The 17,948-nt window shown below is 69.8% G+C and carries 19 protein-coding genes and 1 riboswitch; of the genes, 15 read left to right on the top strand and 4 right to left on the bottom strand.

The genetic code is table 11. From position 1 onward, the window contains the following. Window positions 1-2: 2 nt before the first annotated feature. From ABT009_RS28840 to ABT009_RS28785, 12 genes are all read left to right on the top strand, one after another. On the top strand, window positions 3-935 hold the full coding sequence (locus tag ABT009_RS28840; RefSeq protein WP_351301066.1) for an ABC transporter permease: 933 nt from the start codon (window positions 3-5) through the stop codon (window positions 933-935). Further along, complete coding sequence (locus tag ABT009_RS28835) at window positions 932-1,795, top strand: ABC transporter permease (RefSeq protein WP_351301064.1); 864 nt, start codon at window positions 932-934, stop codon at window positions 1,793-1,795. Before ABT009_RS28840 ends, ABT009_RS28835 begins: the two co-directional genes overlap by 4 nt. Further along, window positions 1,795-3,186, top strand: coding sequence for an aminotransferase class III-fold pyridoxal phosphate-dependent enzyme (locus tag ABT009_RS28830; RefSeq protein ID WP_351301061.1), 1,392 nt, complete (start codon window positions 1,795-1,797; stop codon window positions 3,184-3,186). The genes ABT009_RS28835 and ABT009_RS28830 overlap by 1 nt, the downstream gene beginning before the upstream one ends. Before the next feature lie 26 nt (window positions 3,187-3,212). Beyond that, window positions 3,213-4,166 carry a succinylglutamate desuccinylase/aspartoacylase family protein gene (locus ABT009_RS28825; protein WP_351301059.1) on the top strand — a complete coding sequence of 318 codons (954 nt, stop codon included), beginning with the start codon at window positions 3,213-3,215 and terminating at the stop codon, window positions 4,164-4,166. Further along, the gene (locus tag ABT009_RS28820; RefSeq protein WP_351301056.1) at window positions 4,163-5,623 is read left to right on the top strand and encodes an aldehyde dehydrogenase family protein; all 1,461 of its coding nucleotides are present in this window, start codon (window positions 4,163-4,165) and stop codon (window positions 5,621-5,623) included. The genes ABT009_RS28825 and ABT009_RS28820 overlap by 4 nt, the downstream gene beginning before the upstream one ends. A 22-nt stretch (window positions 5,624-5,645) precedes the next feature. Continuing rightward, entirely contained in the window at window positions 5,646-6,590 is a 945-nt protein-coding gene (locus ABT009_RS28815) for an aldo/keto reductase (RefSeq protein ID WP_351301053.1), read from the top strand. A 38-nt stretch (window positions 6,591-6,628) separates the two neighbouring features. After that, window positions 6,629-7,294 (top strand): haloacid dehalogenase type II, encoded by a 666-nt coding sequence (locus ABT009_RS28810; RefSeq protein WP_351301050.1) that lies wholly within the window; start codon window positions 6,629-6,631, stop codon window positions 7,292-7,294. 15 nt (window positions 7,295-7,309) lie between these two features. Further along, window positions 7,310-8,593, top strand: coding sequence for an NAD(P)/FAD-dependent oxidoreductase (locus tag ABT009_RS28805; protein WP_351301048.1), 1,284 nt, complete (start codon window positions 7,310-7,312; stop codon window positions 8,591-8,593). Window positions 8,594-8,751: 158 nt separating this feature from the next. Beyond that, the gene (locus tag ABT009_RS28800; protein WP_351301046.1) at window positions 8,752-9,333 is read left to right on the top strand and encodes a hypothetical protein; all 582 of its coding nucleotides are present in this window, start codon (window positions 8,752-8,754) and stop codon (window positions 9,331-9,333) included. Window positions 9,334-9,388: 55 nt separating this feature from the next. After that, window positions 9,389-10,132, top strand: coding sequence for a YcnI family protein (locus ABT009_RS28795; protein ID WP_351301043.1), 744 nt, complete (start codon window positions 9,389-9,391; stop codon window positions 10,130-10,132). 234 nt (window positions 10,133-10,366) lie between these two features. Next, window positions 10,367-11,086: a hypothetical protein gene (locus ABT009_RS28790; RefSeq protein ID WP_351301040.1), complete on the top strand. Its 720-nt coding sequence runs from the start codon at window positions 10,367-10,369 to the stop codon at window positions 11,084-11,086. A 175-nt stretch (window positions 11,087-11,261) separates the two neighbouring features. Beyond that, entirely contained in the window at window positions 11,262-12,719 is a 1,458-nt protein-coding gene (locus ABT009_RS28785) for a PepSY-associated TM helix domain-containing protein (RefSeq protein ID WP_351301037.1), read from the top strand. 86 nt (window positions 12,720-12,805) lie between these two features. Here the strand turns inward: ABT009_RS28785 and nicT are convergent, their stop codons facing one another. After that, entirely contained in the window at window positions 12,806-13,897 is a 1,092-nt protein-coding gene (gene nicT, locus ABT009_RS28780) for a Nickel transporter NicT (RefSeq protein ID WP_351301034.1), read from the bottom strand. 28 nt (window positions 13,898-13,925) lie between these two features. Next, window positions 13,926-14,135, bottom strand: a riboswitch (cobalamin riboswitch). 80 nt (window positions 14,136-14,215) lie between these two features. On the opposite strand from nicT, the gene ABT009_RS28775 reads away from it, so the two are divergent. Beyond that, window positions 14,216-14,575, top strand: a complete 360-nt coding sequence (locus ABT009_RS28775) for an ArsR/SmtB family transcription factor (RefSeq protein ID WP_351301031.1) — start codon at window positions 14,216-14,218, stop codon at window positions 14,573-14,575. A 62-nt stretch (window positions 14,576-14,637) separates the two neighbouring features. After that, complete coding sequence (locus tag ABT009_RS28770; protein WP_351301028.1) at window positions 14,638-15,081, top strand: NlpC/P60 family protein; 444 nt, start codon at window positions 14,638-14,640, stop codon at window positions 15,079-15,081. Between the two features lie 24 nt (window positions 15,082-15,105). On the opposite strand, the gene ABT009_RS28765 is transcribed toward ABT009_RS28770, so the two are convergent. The 3 genes from ABT009_RS28765 to ABT009_RS28755 all read right to left on the bottom strand — a co-directional run bounded on the left by ABT009_RS28765 (window position 15,106) and on the right by ABT009_RS28755 (window position 17,426). Further along, window positions 15,106-16,026: a PhzF family phenazine biosynthesis protein gene (locus ABT009_RS28765; RefSeq protein WP_351301025.1), complete on the bottom strand. Its 921-nt coding sequence runs from the start codon at window positions 16,024-16,026 to the stop codon at window positions 15,106-15,108. 279 nt (window positions 16,027-16,305) lie between these two features. Continuing rightward, complete coding sequence (locus ABT009_RS28760) at window positions 16,306-16,557, bottom strand: DUF397 domain-containing protein (RefSeq protein WP_351301022.1); 252 nt, start codon at window positions 16,555-16,557, stop codon at window positions 16,306-16,308. After that, on the bottom strand, window positions 16,554-17,426 hold the full coding sequence (locus tag ABT009_RS28755) for a Sco1979 family transcriptional regulator (RefSeq protein WP_351301019.1): 873 nt from the start codon (window positions 17,424-17,426) through the stop codon (window positions 16,554-16,556). The genes ABT009_RS28760 and ABT009_RS28755 overlap by 4 nt, the downstream gene beginning before the upstream one ends. Before the next feature lie 292 nt (window positions 17,427-17,718). On the opposite strand from ABT009_RS28755, the gene ABT009_RS28750 reads away from it, so the two are divergent. Then, complete coding sequence (locus ABT009_RS28750) at window positions 17,719-17,847, top strand: hypothetical protein (RefSeq protein ID WP_351301016.1); 129 nt, start codon at window positions 17,719-17,721, stop codon at window positions 17,845-17,847. Window positions 17,848-17,948 lie beyond the last annotated feature (101 nt).

Raw genomic sequence — 17,948 nt, 5'->3', positions numbered from 1 at the left:
CCATGGCCGGATCCGTACTCGCATCGACGCCGGCGCCCACCGTCGCACCCTCACCTGTGCCGCAGAAGGGCCGACTGCGCCGCGCATTCTCCGAGCGCCGCACCCGCTTCGGGCTGCTCAACGCCGCGCCGGTCGTCGTCTATCTGCTGGTCCTCTTCGTCTACCCGATCTTCAGCACCCTGCTCCTCAGCCTCAAGGGCCAGGCGGGTGGCTGGACGCTGCACTGGTACGCCGACGCGTTCCGCGGGGCCAACCTCGAGATCCTGCTCACCACCCTGCGGATCTCCGCCGAAACCTCGCTGCTCAGCCTGGTCATCGGCTTTCTGCTGGCCGCCGCGGTGTCCCGGCTGAAGCCCCTGTGGGCCGGGCTCGTGATGCTGGTCGTCGTCGTCCCGCACTTCATCAGCGCGCTCGTGCGCACCTACGGCTGGATCATCCTGCTCGGTGAACACGGCGTGGTGAACAACGCACTGACGGACCTTCACGTCCCCGGGGCCCCGTTCCAGCTGCTCTACAACGAGATCGGCGTCGTCATCGGCACCACCTCCGTGATGCTCCCGTACACCGTCCTCCTCCTGTACGCCGTGATGCGCGGCGTCGACCGGCGGCTGATGGCCGCCGCGGCCAGCATGGGCGCGGGACGACTCGTGATCTTCCGCAGGGTCTATCTGCCGCTGGTCGCTCCCGGCCTGGTCAATGCAGGAGTGCTCTGCTTCATCCTCTGCCTCGGCTACTACCTCACCCCCGCCCTCATGGGCGGCCCGAAGCAGACCATGGTCGCCTCGCTCATCGACGAGCAGGTCATGAAGCAGAACCAGTGGAACGGCGCATCTGCGCTCGGCATCATCCTGCTGCTGCTCACCTTCGCCGGGCTGCTGCTCCTGAGGTTGCTGAAGTCGGCGGGCGAGGCCGCCAGGAAGCGAGGTGCGGCGTGATCGGACTCCGCCCCACCCTGGCCGGACGCATCAGCCTGGCCGTGTTCTCCACGCTGATCCTGCTGTTCCTGGCCCTGCCGATCGTCGTCATCGTCGTCACCTCCTTCGGCAACGACGCCTTCGGCTCCTTCCCGCCGGACTCCTGGACGCTCGGCTGGTACAAGCAGCTCTTCGCCGACGGCAGCAAGTGGCCGGCCGCGCTCTCGCTGAGCGCCCTGGTCGCCGCGCTGACCACGGTCTTCTCCCTCATCCTGGGCATGACCGCCGCGACCGCACTTGTCCGCAGCGAACTGCCGCTGCGCTCAGCGGTCTACGGGCTCGTGCTCGCCCCGCTGGTGATCCCCCAAGTCGTCATCGCCCTCGGACTGTTCCTGCTCTTCGAGCCCGCCGCGATGCTCGGCAGCCCGATCGCCATCGCCCTCGGCCACACCGTGCTGGCCTCACCCATCGCCGTGATGATCCTCATGGCCACGCTGAAAGGCATCGACGAACGCCTCGAGGACGCGGCAGCCAGCATGGGCGCGGGCCGCCTCACCATCGCCCGGCGCATCACGTTCCCGCTGGCCGCACCCGGGATGGTCGCCGCGGCGGTCTTCTCCTTCATCACCAGCTTCGACGAGTTCTTCATCTCCCAGTTCCTGTCCTCCGTGGACACCGTGACCCTGCCGGTCCAGGTGTTCAACGTCCTCCAGTACGACGTCGACCCGTCGGTGACCGCCGTCAGCGCGCTGCTCATCGCCGTCGCCGTCGTGGCCCTCGCACTCGTCGGCGCGGTGCGCCGACTCAGCGGCTCCGGCAAGCAGGACGGCCTGCTGCCGACCGAGCCCGCAGTGGGCCTGCCCGCCGGAAGTGAGACCTGATGACCACCAGCACCCGCACCCCTGCCGGCGAACTGTCCGCCTCGGCGGCCAGACACCTTCTCCTGAACATGACCCCCAACGGCTCGCTCGGCGCGGACGGCGAGAACCTCTTCGTCGTCCAGCGCGGCGACGGCCCGTACGTCGACGACGCGGACGGCAGACGCTACATCGACGGCCTCTCCGGCCTGTACTGCTGCCAACTCGGCTACTCCTACGCCCCGGAGTTCGCCGAGGCCGCCGAAAAGCAGCTGCGCGAGCTGTGCTTCAGCCCGCTGTGGTCCGCCTCCGCGCACCCGACGGCCATCGAACTCGCCGAACGGCTGTCGCGTATCGCCCCCGTCGACATCGAGCACACCTTCTTCTCCGGCGGCGGCGCCGAAGCCGTGGAGACCGCCTGGAAGATCGCCCGCCGGTACCACGCCCTACGCGGCGAAGGAGGCCGCACCAAGGCGATCGCCCGGCGCGGCGCCTACCACGGGCTGACCGTGGGCGCCCTGTCGTTCACCGACGATCCCGGGCTGAAGGAGCCGTACGGCCCGCCGGCGATCGACACCCGGTTCGTGTCCAACACCAACCGCTGCGGTCTCGCACCCGAGTTCCTGGACGACGCCGTCTTCACCGATCGTCTGCTGGCCGAGCTGGAGACCGCGATCCTGGCCGAGGGCCCGGAGACCATCGCCATGCTCATCGCCGAACCGGTGCAGAACCGCGGCGGCTGCATCACCCCGCCCGAGGGGTACTGGCCGGGGCTGCGGGCACTGGCCGACCGGTACGGCTTCCTGCTCCTCGCCGACGAGGTCATCACCGCATTCGGCCGCCTCGGCGAGTGGTTCGGCGGCGACCGCTACGGCGCCCGGCCAGACATCGTCACCGTCGCCAAGGGCATCACCGCCGGATACGCCCCCATGGGCGCAACGCTCGTCAGCAACCGGGTCACCGAGGTCATCAACCGGCCCGGCGCGGTCCTCAACCACGGCTACACCTTCGCCGGGCACCCGCTGTGCGCCGCCATCGCCCTGCGGGGCCTGCAGATCATGGAACGCGACCGGATCCTGGACAACGTCCGCGACCTCCAGGACCACCTCGCCGCGCGCATGGCGTCCCTCGCCGGGCTGCCGATCGTCGGCGACGTCCGCGGCGCCGGGTTCTTCTACGCCTGCGAACTCGTCGGCGACCAGGACGACGGCGGGTTCAGCGACACCGCCCGCGCCGCGCTCGTCGCCGACCTGATCCCGCGCCGGCTGCGCGAGGCCGGGCTCCTCGCGCGCGTCTACAACCGCGCCGCGCCGCTGGTCCAGATCGCGCCTCCGCTGATCAGCGACCGGCAACTCCTCGACCGTATCGCCGACATCATCGCGGACACCCTCGACGAGGCGTCCGCCCACCTATGAGCCACGCAGTCGAAAGGAACCATCGCATGTACTCCATCGGTCCGCTGACCGTCGCCCCCGGCGAGCGCGCCCAGGGCCTGATCCCGGTCGGCACCAGCACCTACGGCGTGGAGCTCGGCATACCGCTGATCGTCGTCAACGGAACCGAGCCCGGCCCGGTGCTGTGCGTGGACGCGGGCGTGCACGGCGACGAGTACGACGGGCAGGAGGCCATCCGCCGCGTCCTCGCCGAGACCGACCCGGCCACGCTGCGCGGCACGCTGGTCGGCATCCCCTGCATGAACACCCCGGCCTTCGAAGCCGCGGCCCGCAGCAGCGGCCTGGACCACCTCAACCTCAACCGCATCTTCCCCGGCGACGCGGACGGCTCGTACTCCCTGCGCCTGGCCGCCACCTTCGTCGAGCAGGTCGTCCCCGCCATCGACGCATTGGTGGACCTGCACACCGGAGGCACCTTCGGCGAGATCGCCCCGCTCGCCATCCTCCAGGGCGGCTATGAGGAACTGGCCACGGACCTGGCCCTCGCCGCCGGACACCAGCTGATCTGGAAGGGCGGCAAGTGGGGCGGCACGGTCCGCCACCCCACCCTCGCGGCGGGCAAGCCCGCCATCACCATCGAGACGGGCGGCGGCACCTACCGGGAGTCGAACGTCGAGCTGCACATCAACTCCGTCCGCAACATCATGCGGCAGCTCGGCATGACCGACGGCGAGGCGGAGCTGCGCGACACCTATACGGCCGTCTCCGGAACCTTCGCCCGCTCCGCGGCCGGCGGCTTCTTCGTCGGGCACGCCGAGCCGGGGGAGACCTGCAAGGAAGGCGACCTGATCGCCCACATCGTCGACCACTACGGCAACACGCTGGAGGAGGTCCGCGCCCCGCAGGACGGCATCGTGCTCTGGGTGCGGCGGATCCGTACCGTGCATCCGGGCGACGAAGTCGTCATCTTCGGCGAGGTGCAGGGGGAGATCCGGCCATGACAGGCGAACCGCAGTCGACCGAGCTGTTGATCGACGGAAAGCAGGTGCCCGCCGCCGACGGCCGCACCTTCACCGTCCTCGACCCGTCGAACGGGAGCGCCATCGCCCAGGTGGCCCTGGCCGGTGCAGCGGACGTGGACCAGGCGGTGGCCGCGGCCAGAGCGGCGTTCACAGCGCCCGAGTGGGCCCGGATGCGCGCAGCCGACCGGGGCCGGCTGCTCCACCGGATCGCCGAGGCGATCCGCTACCAGGGGGAGCGGCTGGCCCGGCTGGAGAGCCAGGACGTCGGCAAGCCTCTCCACCAGGCGAAGGCCGATGTCGAAGCCGCGGCCCGCTACTTCGAGTTCTACGCAGGCGTCGCCGACAAGCTCGGCGGTTCCACGATCCCGCTCGGGCCCGGTCTCATCGACTACACCGTCCGCGAACCGATCGGCGTCTCCGGCCAGATCATCCCGTTCAACTACCCGCTGCAGAACACCGCGAGGGGCTCCGCGCCCGCACTGGCTGCGGGCTGCACGGTGGTGCTCAAGCCCTCCCCGGAGGCGCCGCTCACCCCCCTCGAGATCGGCAGGATCGCGCTCGAGTGCGGCCTTCCGGCGGGGGTCCTGAACGTCGTCCCGGGTGACGGGGAGACGGGTGCCGCCCTCGCCGGGCACCCGGGCATCGACCAGGTCACCTTCACCGGCTCAGTGCCCACCGGCATCAAGGTCGCCCAGGCGGCCGCCGCCAACGTGGTGCCCTCGGTAGTCGAGTTGGGTGGCAAGTCGCCGGTCGTGGTCTTCGCCGACGCGGACTTCGACCTGGCACTGGGCGCCGTCGCGGGGTCCGCCTTCGGCAACGCCGGACAGACCTGCTCGGCCGGCACCCGGATCCTGCTCCAACGCGGCGCCGAAGAGTTCCTCGACAAGCTGGTCGCGCACGCCGCCTCGCTGCGGCTGGGCCCCGGCCTTGACGACCCGGACGTCGGCCCGCTGATCGCCGCCCGCCAACGCGACCGAGTACAGGGCTACTTGGGCCTGGCCCGGCAGGAGGGCGCCGTGGCGCGCACCGGCGGCGGCGCCCCCGCCGACCCCTCGCTCGCCGACGGCTACTACATCGAGCCGACCGTCCTCACCGGCCTGACGAACCAGGCCCGTTGCGCCCGCGAGGAGATCTTCGGCCCCGTCGTCACCGTCATCGACTTCGAGGACGCGGACGAGGCCCTGAAGATCGCCAACGACAGCCCCTACGGCCTTTCCTCGTACGTCTGGACCCGCGACATCGACAAGGCGATGCGCATGGCCGAAGGCATCAGGGCCGGCCAGGTCTACGTCAACGCCACCGGCGTCGGCACCGGCGTCGAACTCCCCTTCGGCGGCTACAAGCACAGCGGCTGGGGCAGGGAGAAGGGCCTGGAGACGCTGGCGAGCTACACGCAGACCAAGAACGTCTGCATCGGATTCGGGGACCGGTCATGACGGGAACGACAGGAGTCCGCTGATGAGATACCGGACACTCGGTGAACGCGGGCCGACCGTCTCCGTCGTCGGCGTCGGCGGCAACAACTTCGGCTCCCGCCTCGACGAGGACGGCACGAAGGCCGTCGTACACGCCGCACTCGACGCGGGGATCACCCTGTTCGACACCGCCGACATGTACGGCGGGTTCGGCGACAGGGGCGGCTCGCGCGGCGACGGCGAACGGCTCCTCGGCGCCGCCCTCAAGGGACACCGCGACCAAATCGTCCTCGCCACCAAGTTCGGCATGGAGATGTCCCCCGACGGCGAGGCCGACCGCCACGGCCCACGCGGCTCCCGCCCCTACATCCGGTACGCCGTCGAAGCCTCCCTGCACAGACTCGGCACCGACCGGATCGACCTGTACCAGTACCACGAGCCCGACGGCGTCACCCCCCTCCACGAGACCGTCGCCGCCCTCGGCGAACTCGTCGACGAGGGCAAGATCCGGCACATCGGCTGCTCCAACCTCCCTGCCGAACACCTCACCGACGCCTTCGTCAGCACCCAGACCCGCTACCACCTCCTCGACCGCAGCGCGGAGAACGACCTGATCCCCACCTGCCTGCGCCACGGCGTCGGCCTCCTGCCCTACTACCCGCTCGCCAACGGCCTGCTCAGCGGCAAGTACCGACGAGGCGAGCCGCCTCCACCCGGCAGCCGCCTGTCCTGGCGACAGGGCTGGCTCACCGACGCCGCCCTCGACCGCGTCGAGGCACTCACCGCATACGGCACCGAGCGCGGACTCACCCTGCTCCAGGTGGCCGTGGGCGGACTCGCCGCCCTGCCCGCCGTCGGCTCGGTCATCTGCGGCGCCATGACCCCCGAACAGGTCACCGCCAACGCGGCGGCGGCCGACTGGACACCGGACGCGGCCGACCTAGCCGCACTCGACGAGATCGTGTGCCCCGGCGAGCAAGTCGTCTGACGTACCTTCCGAACCCCCTTGAAACGAGGCTGAACCCCATGCGAGAAATCGTCACCTTCGACGCCTACGGCACCCTGGTCGACTTCCAGCTCGGCCCGACCACCCTGAAGGTTCTCGCCGACCGTCTCGACCTGGACGGCCTGGACGTCGACGAGTTCCTCGACGACTTCCGCGTCATGCGCTTCCAGGCCGTCCTCGAGCCCTACCGCCCCTACCACGAAGTCCTGCACTCCAGCCTCGAGAAGGCCATGCGCCTGCACGGCCTGGAGTACCGCACGTCCGACGGCGACGCCCTCGTCGAGGCCGTCCCCACCTTCGGCCCCTTCCCCGAGGTCCCGGACGCCCTGCGCGCCCTGAAGTCCCGCTACGAGATCGCCATCATCTCCAACACCGACGACGACCTCATCGCGCAGAACGTCGCCAACATCGGCGTCGAGTTCGACTACGTCATCACCGCCCAGCAAGCCAGGGCGTACAAGCCGGACCGCCAGACCTTCGAGCACGCGTACAAGACCATCGGCGTCGACCCCTCGCAGGTCATCCACACCGCCCAAGGCTGGGAGTACGACCTCATCCCCACCCGCGACCTCAGCCTGAAGCGCCGCGTGTGGATCAACCGCTACGGCCGCCGCGGCAGCACCGCCTACCAGCCGTACGACGAGCTCCCCGACCTCTCCGGCCTGCCCGCCCTCCTCGGCTGCTGAACAGGAGCCCGCGTCATGAAGCAGATTCCGTACTGGCTCGACACCGCCCCGCCCCTGCCCGACCGTTCGGGCCGGGAACTGCCCGAGTCGGCGGACATCGTGGTCATCGGCGGCGGCCTCACCGGCCTGTCCACCGCCTACCACACCGCCCGCAAGGGCGCCCACGTCGTCCTCGTCGAGAAGGACAAGATCGGCTCGGGCGCCTCCGGCCGCAACGGCAGCATGTGCACCCAGGGCATCACCATCGGCGTCGCCGAGGCCCGCAAGCGCTACGGCCCGCAGCGCGCCCGTGAGCTCTACGACGCCTTCCGCGAGGCAGTCGACGTCGTCGAAGAGCTGACGCAGAAGGAGCAGATCGACTGCGACTTCAACCGCTCAGGACGCCTCGGAGTCGCCTACAAGCCCCAGCACTTCGAGGCCATGCGGGCCACCCAGCGCGACCTCGCCGAGAACTACGACCACGAGACCAAGCTGCTCTCCCGCAGCGAGCTGAGAACGGAACTCGGCTCGGACTACTACCACGGCGCCCTGCTCGACCCGCTCAGCGCAGGCCTGCACGTCGGCAAGTACCTCCACGGCCTCGCCGAGGCCGCCGAACGCGCCGGCGCACAGATCCACGAACGCAACGCGGCCACCGGCCTCACCCGCCTGCCCGGCGGCGAATTCCTGGTCGAGACCCTGCACGGCACCATCCGCGCCAAGCAGGTCATGGCCGCCACCGACGCCTACACCGACAAGGCGATGCCCTGGTTCCGCAAACGGCTGATCAACGTCGGCAGCTTCATCGTCGTCACCGAGCCGCTCGGAGAGGAACAGGCACGGCAGTTGATACCCAACGCCCGCCTGGTGGTCGACTCCAAGAACATCGGCCACTACATCCGCCTCACCCCGGACCACCGCCTAGCCTTCGGCGGCCGGGCCCGCTTCGCCCCCTCCAACCCCGCCTCCGACCTCAAGAGCGGAGACGTACTGAAGCGGGAGATGGCGGAGATCTTCCCGCAGCTGGCCGACGTCCGGATCGACTACGTGTGGGGCGGCAGCGTCGGCTTCTCCTGGGACCGCATCCCGCACGCGGGCGAGGCGAACGGCCTGTACTACTCCATGGGCTACTGCGGCCACGGCGTCCAGATGGCCACATACATGGGCCGGGCGATCGCCGAGATGATGGACGGCCACCCGGAGGCCAACCCCCTGCGCGGCCTCGGCTTCCCCAAGGTCCCCGTCCCCTTCTACAACGGCACCGCCTGGTTCCTGCCGTTCGGCGGCGCCTACTACAAGGCCAAGGACAGGCTGGGCTGAGACGACGGTCGTAACGCTCCCGGGCCGGGGCCTCCACCACGCCACTGGTGGAGGCCCCGGCAGCGCGTGGCAGCGGAGAACGTCCTGCTTCTCGACACCGAGCCCTCATGCGCAGGTGCGGGCAGGGGGCCGTCGTGCTGCGTGGCAGTATCGGGCCCGTGAGTGCGTCCCCGGCGGTACGGAGCCTGCGCGCGGCGGTGTTCGCCGTGCTGAGCGTGCTGCTCGCTGCCGGGGGCCATGCGCTGGCCATGGGCGCGCTGCCGCCGGTATGGGTGCAGATCGTCGGGTTCGTGCCAGTCTTCGCGGCGGGTTGTCTGCTGGGCGGCCGGGAGCGGTCGCTGCCGAGCATCGGAGGCGGGACGCTCGCCACCCAGGGCGGGCTGCACCTGGCGTTCGACGCCGTCCGGCCGCACGCGGTGATGGGCATGCACGGTATGCGGATGGCCCATCCGCATGCGCTGACACCGCATGCCACCGCGGCCCATGTCGGGGCGGCCCTCCTCATGACCTGGTGGCTGCGGCGCGGTGAGGCCGCGCTGTGGTCGCTGCTGCGGTGGGCGGTCGCGTTCGTGCCGGGGCTCGCTGCCTGGTGGCACGTGGTGCAAGGGGCGCCGGGCGTTAGGGTCGCGCGGGGCGTCGTACGGCTGGCCGCCGGTGAGCCGCGCCCTCTGCGGCAGTTGCGGCTGCGGTACGCGGTGCACCGTCGTGGACCGCCGACGGGGATTCCGTACGCGATCTGACCTAACCGGTCCAACGCCCCGACCTCCCTTACCCAGTACGGAGAACCAGCCACTCATGTCCCCGACACGCATCACCCTGCGCCGGGCAGGCACCGTCGCCGCTCTGACCACCGCAGGGCTCCTCACCGCCGCAGGCGCCGCCTTCGCGCACGTCTCCGTCCACCCCGAGAGCTACGCCAAGGGGGCCACCGACGGCGTCCTGACCTTCCGCGTCCTCAACGAGGAGGACACCGCCGGCACCACGAAGGTCCAGGTGTTCCTGCCCACCGACCACCCGGTACTCGGCGTCCTCGTCTCCCCGCAGGACGGCTGGACCGCCAAGGTCACCACCACGAAGCTGAAGACACCGCTCAAAACGGACGACGGCACCATCACCGACGCCGTATCCGAGATCACCTGGACCGGCGGCAAGATCGCACCGGGCCAGTACGAGGACTTCAACGTCGCCTTCGGCCAGCTGCCCGACGACGCCGACCAGCTAACCTTCAAGACCCTCCAGACCTACTCCGACGGAAAGGTCGTCCGCTGGATCGAGCAGGCCGAACAGGGCGGCGACGAGCCGGAGAACCCGGCTCCGGTCCTGAAGCTCACCGCCAGGGGCACCGAGGAAGGCAGCGCCGCGACCACTTCGCCGGCGAGCTCGAAGAGTTCCGGGAGCTCCGAGCCGTCCGCCTCGGACACCCGTGACTCGACCGCCCGCGGCCTCGGCATCGCCGGTCTGGTCGTGGGTGTCCTGGGCCTGGCGGCGGCGGCCTTCGCGATCGTCCGCGGTCGTTCCGCGGGGGCTCGGTCTCAGTAGAGGAGGGTCTCGCTCTCAGTAGAGGTCGTAGAGGACTCGGCCCCGTCGGCGGCACCTTCCGTCGGCGGGGCTCTTGGCCCGCCTGTCGGCTCGGGTGTGCACGCACCCGGGGCTTGGGTAGGTTCCCGTGTGCTGCTGTGTTCTGGATCACGTGCTTCGGGTTTGAGTGCGGTGCAGGGGCGCTGTGCGTACCCATGCAGGACGACCGATGTCCGGATGCGAGGATGAGGCGCCATGACTGCTGGGTGGTTTGCTCGCACGGTTCGGGCCGCGGTGTTCGCGGCCGTCTGTGTGCTGCTCGCCGCCCTGGGCCACGTCATGATGTCCGGAAACCCCGTGCCCGCCTGGGCCATGACCGCCGGCGTGACCGTGACCGGCGCCGTGGGCTGGTGCCTTGCGGGACGTGAGCGCGGGCTTCCGCTGATCGTGTCCATCGTGGTCGCCGCCCAGGCGGCCCTGCACTCGGCGTTCTCGCTCGCGCAGTCGGCGGCTGCGGGATCGGCGAGCGGCTCGGCCTCCGGGGGCATGGCGTCCATGGATGTGAGTTCCATGGGGCGAGACATGGGCTCCATGACCACGGATATGGGCTCCATGCACATGGGGTCGATGCACATGGACTCCATGGACATGGGCCAGATGAGCATGAGTCACATGGATCCCGCGTCGTACGCGATGGGCGGCTCGTCGTCGTTCGGCATGCTCGCCGCTCACCTGCTGTCCGCGCTGCTGTGCGGCCTGTGGCTCGCCTACGGGGAGCGCGCCGCGTTCCGCATCCTGCGGGCCGTGGCCGGTTGGCTGGCCGCGCCGCTGCGGCTCTTGTCCGCCCTGCCCGTCCCGCCGCACCGCCCGCGCCTCCGCGTACGCCGCCGCCGCACGGACCGGTCGCCGCGGCAACTCCTCCTAATCCACGCGATCACCTCTCGGGGGCCACCTCCGGGGACCGCTGTCGCCTGACGACAGCCGGCATCCCGAGGCAGCGGCTCTCTGCCGCACCTCGGGCCCCGGCCGTGCGCCCACTCAGGAGCTGCACGGCCGCTTCCCCATTCGCCGGATCGCGGATCGCCGCACCCTCGTGTGCCGTGCGTTTCGCACCCCCGGACGACCGCCTTCGGATTCAGGAGATCAGCCCATGTCCGTCACATCGGCATCCCGCACGTCGGGAGATGGCTCTGGAGACACCCCGGCAGACAGCCAGGAGGCCCCGGAGCCACAGCCATCGGCCGACCGGTCCGCCTGGGCGTCGCTGCGCCCGCTGGTGCTGCGCCTGCACTTCTACGCGGGTGTGCTCGTCGCGCCCTTCCTGCTCGTCGCCGCCGCGACGGGATTCCTGTACGCCTGCTCCTTCCAGGCCGAGAAGATCGTTTACTCTCACGAACTGCGCGTCCCCGTCGGCAAGAACGAGCTGCCGATCTCGCAGCAGGTGGCCGCGGCCCGCAAGGCCCACCCCGAGGGCACCATCAGCGCGGTCAGGCCTTCACCGGAGGACGGCGCGACGACGCGCGTGCTGCTCTCCGGTGTGAAGGGCATCGAAGCCGACCACACGCTCGCCGTCTTCGTGAACCCGTACACGGGCGAGGTCCGCGGCGCGCTGGAGCAGTACGGGTCAACCGGTGCGCTGCCGCTGCGCACGTGGATCGATGACCTTCACCGCGATTTGCACCTGGGCGAGCCTGGCCGCCTCTACAGCGAGTTCGCCGCCAGCTGGCTGTGGGTGATCGCGGGCGGCGGCCTGGTGCTGTGGTTCGGACGGCGCCGGGCCCAGCGCAAGGTGCGCGGTACGACGGGCCGCCGGCGCACGCTCTCCGTTCACGGCTCGGTGGGCGTGTGGGTCGCGGCGGGGCTGTTCTTCCTGTCGGCCACGGGACTGACCTGGTCGACCTACGCCGGAGCGAACATCGACGACCTGCGGACCTCGCTCGGTCACACGACGCCCACGGTGAGCGCGGGCGTCGCTGCCGGGGGCGAGCACGCCGAGCACGGCGGCGGAACGGCGGGCGGAACGGTGGACGGCACCCAGGGCGCGACCGGCACGGACGTCGGCCTCGACGCCGTCCTCAAAGCCGCCCGCGCCGAGGGCTTGTCGAATCCGGTGGAGATCATTCCGCCCGCCGACGCCTCGACCGCGTACGTCGTGAAGCAGATCCAGCGCAGCTGGCCCGAGAAGCAGGACTCGGTCGCGGTCGATCCGGCGACCGGCAAGGTCACCGACGTGCTGCGGTTCGACGACTACCCGCTGCTCGCCAAGTTGACCCGATGGGGCATCGACGCCCACACGGGCGTGCTGTTCGGCATCGTCAACCAGCTTGCGCTGGCCGCCCTCGCCTGCTGCCTGATCCTGCTGATCGTGTACGGGTACCGGATGTGGTGGCAGCGCGGCCGCGGCTCCGCCTTCGGCCGTCCGCTGCCGCGCGGCGCCTGGCAGGACGTTCCGCCGTATGTACTCGTCCCGCTCATTGCGGCGATCGCGACGCTGGGCTACTTCGTTCCACTGCTCGGCATCCCGCTGGCCGTTTTCCTCGCCGTGGACATCGTGCTCGGTGAGATCGCGTACCGGCGCGGGAAGCGCACGTACACAACGGCCGCCTGACGGCTGACAGGGCGGCGCACGCGTCCGGTGCGCCGCCCTACCGGGAACTCATGGTTTCAGCGGGTGAGCGGTTCGCCGCGTCGAGGTCAGCTGCTCTCGGCAGAGCCGATCGCCCACCTCTGCTCCACCTTGGCCAGCCGCCAGTACGCGAGCGCAGCGGCCCACACGACGACGAACAGTCCGACGATGATGAACCCGACGTTGTCCAGGTCGAGTCCGGCGATCCAGCCGGTCACGGCGTCGCTCAGGTCGAGCTTCTCGTGCAGCACGCCGACCAGTTCGATCGTGCCGATGAAGAACGCGACGGCGATGGACAGGCCGGTGATGGTGAGGTTGTAGAACACCTTGCGTACGGGGTGGGAGAAGGCCCACTGGTAGGCGAAGTTCATGAAGGTACCGTCGAGGGTGTCAAACAGGCTCATTCCGGCGGCGAACAGCAGCGGCAGGCAGAGGATCGCGTACCAGGGCAGTCCAGCCGCGGCGCCGCTGCCCGCCATCACCATCAGGGTGACCTCGGTGGCGGTGTCGAAGCCCAGGCCGAAGAGGAAGCCCAGCGGGAACATCTGCCCGGGCCGCGTGATGGACTTGGTGAAGCGGCCCAGGATCCGGTTCATGAATCCCCGTGAGTCCAGGTGCTGTTCGAGCTCGGCCTCGTCGTAGGCACCGGAGCGCATCGCCCGGAAGACCCGCAGGATGCCGAGGAGTGCCACGAGGTTGAGCGCGGCGATGAGGTAGAGGAAGGTCCCGGAGACGGTCGTGCCGAGGATGCCGAGGGCCTGGTGGGTGCGGGAGTCGTCGTTCATCAGGGTGCCGGCGAGCTGTGCGCCGCCGGCGACGAGGGCGGCCATGACGACGACCACGCTCGAGTGGCCGAGCGCGAACCAGAAGCCCACCGACACGGGCCGTTTGCCGTCGGCCATCAGCTTGCGGGTGGTGTTGTCGATCGCGGCGATGTGATCGGCGTCGAAGGCGTGCCGCATGCCCAGCGTGTACGCGGTCACCCCCAGCCCGATGCCGAACACTTTGGAGCCGACCTCGTAGCGCTCCGGCACGACGAGCAGGAACAGCACGCCGAATGCGACGACGTGGAGGGCGGCGATCACCGCCAGGAGTCCGGCGGTACGGACGGTGTCCTCGCGCCGCCATTGGAAAGCGGTGGGCCCGATGGGCAGGGTCATTCGGTCACGCTCCAGCACCTCGTGGATCACTTCGTGAGATGCCGTGGCCGGTCTCCTGGCTTACGGGTCGTCGTGTCCGTCCCGGCCTTCCCATCCGCCTGGTTTGGCGAACAGTGACCGTGCTCAACTGGGACGGAAACTCCCCGATCACAGTGGCGAGGGCCGCTCCGGCCTGAGCCCCGTCAACTCCACAGGGCTTTCACCGGTCTTCCCGAACACCACGGCCCCCCAACCGTAGAGGCGGACAGCCGCTCCTGCAAAGCTGCACAGCTACGCAGGTATGAAAGGTCACATTCGGCTTCCTGGAACAATGGCCTTATGCATCTCGTTCCCGCGGAGCGCGCCGACCGCCGCACCATCGACGGCCACCGGGTCTGCGACGCCATTGCCGCCATCGGTGAGCCCGGACGCGTACGCGCTTGGGCCGAGCGCTTCTCCCTGCTCGCCGACCCCGGGCGCCTCGCTCTCCTGCTGGCCCTGCACCAAACGGGCCCGCTCGCCGTCTCCGACCTCGCGATCGCGACCGGAATGAACGACCCCGCCGTGTCGCAGGCCCTGCGCCTCCTGCGCGCCGCCGGGATCGTGGCGGGCGAGAAGGAGGGGCGTGTGGTCCGCTACCGAGTGGTCGACCCGGTCATCGCCGACCTGCTGAAGCACTGCATGACCGACGGCGACTGAGCTGCCGGTGCCTGCCGTGCTGGTCCGTCTGAGGTCCAGTGCTCGAATTCCTTGGAGGGCCAGTGCTCGACCAACTCCCGGCCTCGCTCTGGAGTGTTCCCTACGTGGGCCACCGCTTTCCGGGCTCGTCGGCCGTGGCGCGTCGGCCTGACCTGGCGGCGGGCGCGAATTGCCAGCTGTTCGCCTACGAGGTGCTCCGGCACTTCGGCCTGGCTCCGCCGGATCTGCGCTCGAGCGACCTGTGGAGCGATACGCAGGCCACGATCCGCGTCTCGGAGGCGCAGCCGCTGGACCTGCTGCTGTTCAACGCCACGGACAATGCCTACGGAGCGCATGTCGGGGTCTGGGCGGGCGAGGGACAGGTCCTGCACCTATGTGCAGAGGTGGGACGCCCGTCGGTCTGGGAAACGCCCGAGTTCGCCGCACGAGAGCGCTACCAGGTCCTGATCGGCGTCAAGCGCGTGATCGCCCGTCAGTCGCCTGTGTCTCCCGGCAACCGGATGTGAGCGGCGCGTCGACGATGGAGAACCTCAGATCGGACTGACCGGGCCGCGATCCGGCGCCGACGGCATCAACTGCCCGACGTCCAGGTGGACCACGCGCGCGACCTCCGCGATGCCGCCCAGGTGGATCAGCGGCCCCGACTGGCTGTGCCGTGTGGTGGCGGTGATCGTGGCAGGACTGCCGAGGGAGTCGCCCATGTCGACGGCGATGTCGGTGATGCCCTGGCCGGCCAGGTGAGCCGCGAGACAGGCGGTGCTGTTGGCGTTGGCGATGTCCTCCGGGACGCCGATCGACGGGGCGAACATACGAGCCGCGACGCGGCCGGTGCGCGTCGGCACGGAGTAGACGTAGCAGCCCAGGAACCCAAGGCGGTCGCAGGCGGCACGGAGCCGGTCGAGGTCCGGGACGAGGGCGGCGAGACCGGCAGGCGTGGGAACGGGGACCAGCAACCGCGACCGCCCCACCGCGGCGACGCAGATTCCGGGAGCGGGCGGGTCCGAGGCGACGCCGAGCGCGGGCAGGACGAGGTCGCGTTCAGTCGCGGTGGGCTCGCGCAGGTCGACGGGACCGGGCTCGAAGGCGGCCCTGACATACGTCTTCTCCCGCACGGACCAGCCGGCGAAGACACGTCCCGATGCATGGAGGGTGGCCCGGTACTCCTCGCCCCCGGCGCGAGCGGCGAGAAACGCAAGAGCGGCGATCGTCCCGTGGCCGCACGCGGGCAGCTCCCCCTCGGCAGTGAAGAAGCGCAGGGAAACCGACGGACCGCTGGGTCGGCTGTCATCCACGGAGACGAAGACGGCGTGCGACGTTCCCATCTGCACCGGCACGCGGCGGCGTTCGTCGTCGCTCAACGGTGCTTCGTCCATCACCGCGGTGGGGCTGCCGCCCCTGCCGTCGCGCAGGCATGCGCGGACGATCGCCACGGTCAGCTCGCGGCCCCTCATCGGTGGCCGTTGCACGTGGGCCTGTTGACCTCCGTCAGATAGTCCCGGCAGAGCGCCGCGCCGACGGGGCAGCGTTTCGGAAGGCACTTCGTACAGCGCGACACATGAGCCACGTACGCTCGATAGCTCTGCAGATCGGTGGGGATCAAGGTCTCCCGCACGTCACATCTCCTCGTAAGACTGTTCACTGGCCCAGCAACACGATTGCTGGGGTTCACAATTGCTCGGTTGTGCCAGGCGGTTCGCGGCCGGTCGGCCCCGCCTCGCGCCTGGCCGCTTTCAGTCCGACATCAGGTGGTCGGCGAGACCGTTCTTGACGCCGCTGAGGAACGCCGTGATCTCTTGCGCCGTGTAGATCAGGGCGGGCCCGGTGGGATCGGTCGACTGCCGAAGAGCCACGCGACCGTCGGCGAGCTGTTTGGTCTCCACGCACTGGCCCCCGTTGGGACCACTCCACGGAGACTCCCAGCCCTGCTCACCGAGGTCCGACGCGGGCATCCCGTTGTAGACACGGCTGTCGCTGGTGGTCATGAATACTCCTTGCGCATGCGGTTCAGCAGCGTCCTGCTGTCCGCGGACGAGGTCAGCAGCGACATCCGGTCGTGGGCCTCCAGATGGGCCGAGACGTCTGAGCGCTGGTCCAGGTACATGGAGGCGGAGAGAATCTCGCTGTAGACGATGTCGGGCAGCTCCGGCTCCTCGAACCGGAAACACGTGAACGGCGCGCACGCCCCGACGTGGGCGCCCGCGGAGAACGGCACGATGCCGACGCTGACGTGCTCCAGCTCCGAGACCTGCAGAAGCCGGTCGATCTGGTCCCGCATGACCTCGGGCCCGCCCACCGCCCGGTGCAGTACGGCCTCCTCCATCACCACCCGCAGCGTGGGCGCGTCGGGTTTCACCAGCAGACTCTGGCGGCGCAGCCGCAGATCCACTCGCCGCTCCAGGTCCTCCTCGCTCTCGTCGGGGAAGCCCCCGCGAAGGACGGCACGCGCGTACTGGTAGGTCTGCAGAAGCCCCGTGACGTAGTGCGGCTCATAGGTGTGAAGGATCTTGGCGCCGGTCTCCAGGCTCACGTACGCGGTGAACCAGCTCGGCAGCACATCGCGGTACGCGTGCCACCAGCCGGGCTCGTTGGCCCGCTCGGCGAGGGCGACGAACTCGTCGATCTCATGCTGACCGGCCCCGTAGGTCTGCAGCAGCTTCTCGACGTAGAGGGGCTTCAGCCCGACCTCCGCCTTCTCCAGGCGGCGAATGGTCAGCGGCTTCACACGCAGGGCCCTGGCCGCGTCCTCCAGTGACGCGCCCGCGCCCTGCCGCATCTCCTGCAGCCGCCGGCCGAGGATCATACGGAGAACCGTGGGTGCACTGGTGCCGGCGCCCGAACGAGCTTCGCCCACGCCTCTACCCTTCTCCTGACTAACCGTCACTAGCTTGAGTATGGCGGCGACTTGATGATGCCGCCACCCGGATACCAGCGTTCTGAAATTATCAGGGAGGCGGTTGCAGCGTGAACTCGGCGGGGAACTTGGATGACGCCGATGCCAGTTGCGGGGGCCGGGTTCGGTCGGTCCCGGCCGGTGACCTCGCGGTGGCCATCGTCACGGCGACGATGTCGGGCGCATTGCACAGTCATGAAGCGGTCCGGAGGAACCTTGACCCTCTCCCGGACATGAGGTCATGCTCCTGGACATGACCGCGACGACCCTTCTCGTGACGCGGCTCCACGTCGACCTGGGGCGCCTCGCCTCGACCGCGGTCCGCGCCGCTGACGGTCGCGTATTTCACCAGCCGCACGACGGGTTGCTCGCGGAGGCCTGATCCGAAGAGCTGCACGTGGCGGGTGGGACGGAGCCGTACGGCGCGGTCCCACCCGCCCATCACCATGACCACCCGTGCGCTCACGGAGCGGCCGCAGCCGC

The sequence above is a fragment of the Streptomyces sp. NPDC002896 genome (assembly GCF_040295225.1).
Classification (GTDB): domain Bacteria; phylum Actinomycetota; class Actinomycetes; order Streptomycetales; family Streptomycetaceae; genus Streptomyces.
Note: the sequence above shows the minus strand (reverse complement) of the source record. Positions and strands in the feature narration are given on the sequence as shown.

Bases quoted from the DNA above. Each gene is read 5' to 3' on its own strand.
- ABT009_RS28840 (WP_351301066.1), top strand. From the start codon at position 3: ATGGCCGGATCCGTACTCGCATCGACGCCGGCGCCCACCGTCGCACCC.
- ABT009_RS28830 (WP_351301061.1), top strand. From the start codon at position 1,795: ATGACCACCAGCACCCGCACCCCTGCCGGCGAACTGTCCGCCTCGGCG.
- ABT009_RS28825 (WP_351301059.1), top strand. From the start codon at position 3,213: ATGTACTCCATCGGTCCGCTGACCGTCGCCCCCGGCGAGCGCGCCCAG.
- ABT009_RS28820 (WP_351301056.1), top strand. From the start codon at position 4,163: ATGACAGGCGAACCGCAGTCGACCGAGCTGTTGATCGACGGAAAGCAG.
- ABT009_RS28815 (WP_351301053.1), top strand. From the start codon at position 5,646: ATGAGATACCGGACACTCGGTGAACGCGGGCCGACCGTCTCCGTCGTC.
- ABT009_RS28810 (WP_351301050.1), top strand. From the start codon at position 6,629: ATGCGAGAAATCGTCACCTTCGACGCCTACGGCACCCTGGTCGACTTC.
- ABT009_RS28805 (WP_351301048.1), top strand. From the start codon at position 7,310: ATGAAGCAGATTCCGTACTGGCTCGACACCGCCCCGCCCCTGCCCGAC.
- ABT009_RS28795 (WP_351301043.1), top strand. From the start codon at position 9,389: ATGTCCCCGACACGCATCACCCTGCGCCGGGCAGGCACCGTCGCCGCT.
- ABT009_RS28790 (WP_351301040.1), top strand. From the start codon at position 10,367: ATGACTGCTGGGTGGTTTGCTCGCACGGTTCGGGCCGCGGTGTTCGCG.
- ABT009_RS28785 (WP_351301037.1), top strand. From the start codon at position 11,262: ATGTCCGTCACATCGGCATCCCGCACGTCGGGAGATGGCTCTGGAGAC.
- nicT (WP_351301034.1), bottom strand. From the start codon at position 13,897: ATGACCCTGCCCATCGGGCCCACCGCTTTCCAATGGCGGCGCGAGGAC.
- ABT009_RS28775 (WP_351301031.1), top strand. From the start codon at position 14,216: ATGCATCTCGTTCCCGCGGAGCGCGCCGACCGCCGCACCATCGACGGC.
- ABT009_RS28765 (WP_351301025.1), bottom strand. From the start codon at position 16,026: ATGAGGGGCCGCGAGCTGACCGTGGCGATCGTCCGCGCATGCCTGCGC.
- ABT009_RS28760 (WP_351301022.1), bottom strand. From the start codon at position 16,557: ATGACCACCAGCGACAGCCGTGTCTACAACGGGATGCCCGCGTCGGAC.
- ABT009_RS28750 (WP_351301016.1), top strand. From the start codon at position 17,719: ATGACCGCGACGACCCTTCTCGTGACGCGGCTCCACGTCGACCTGGGG.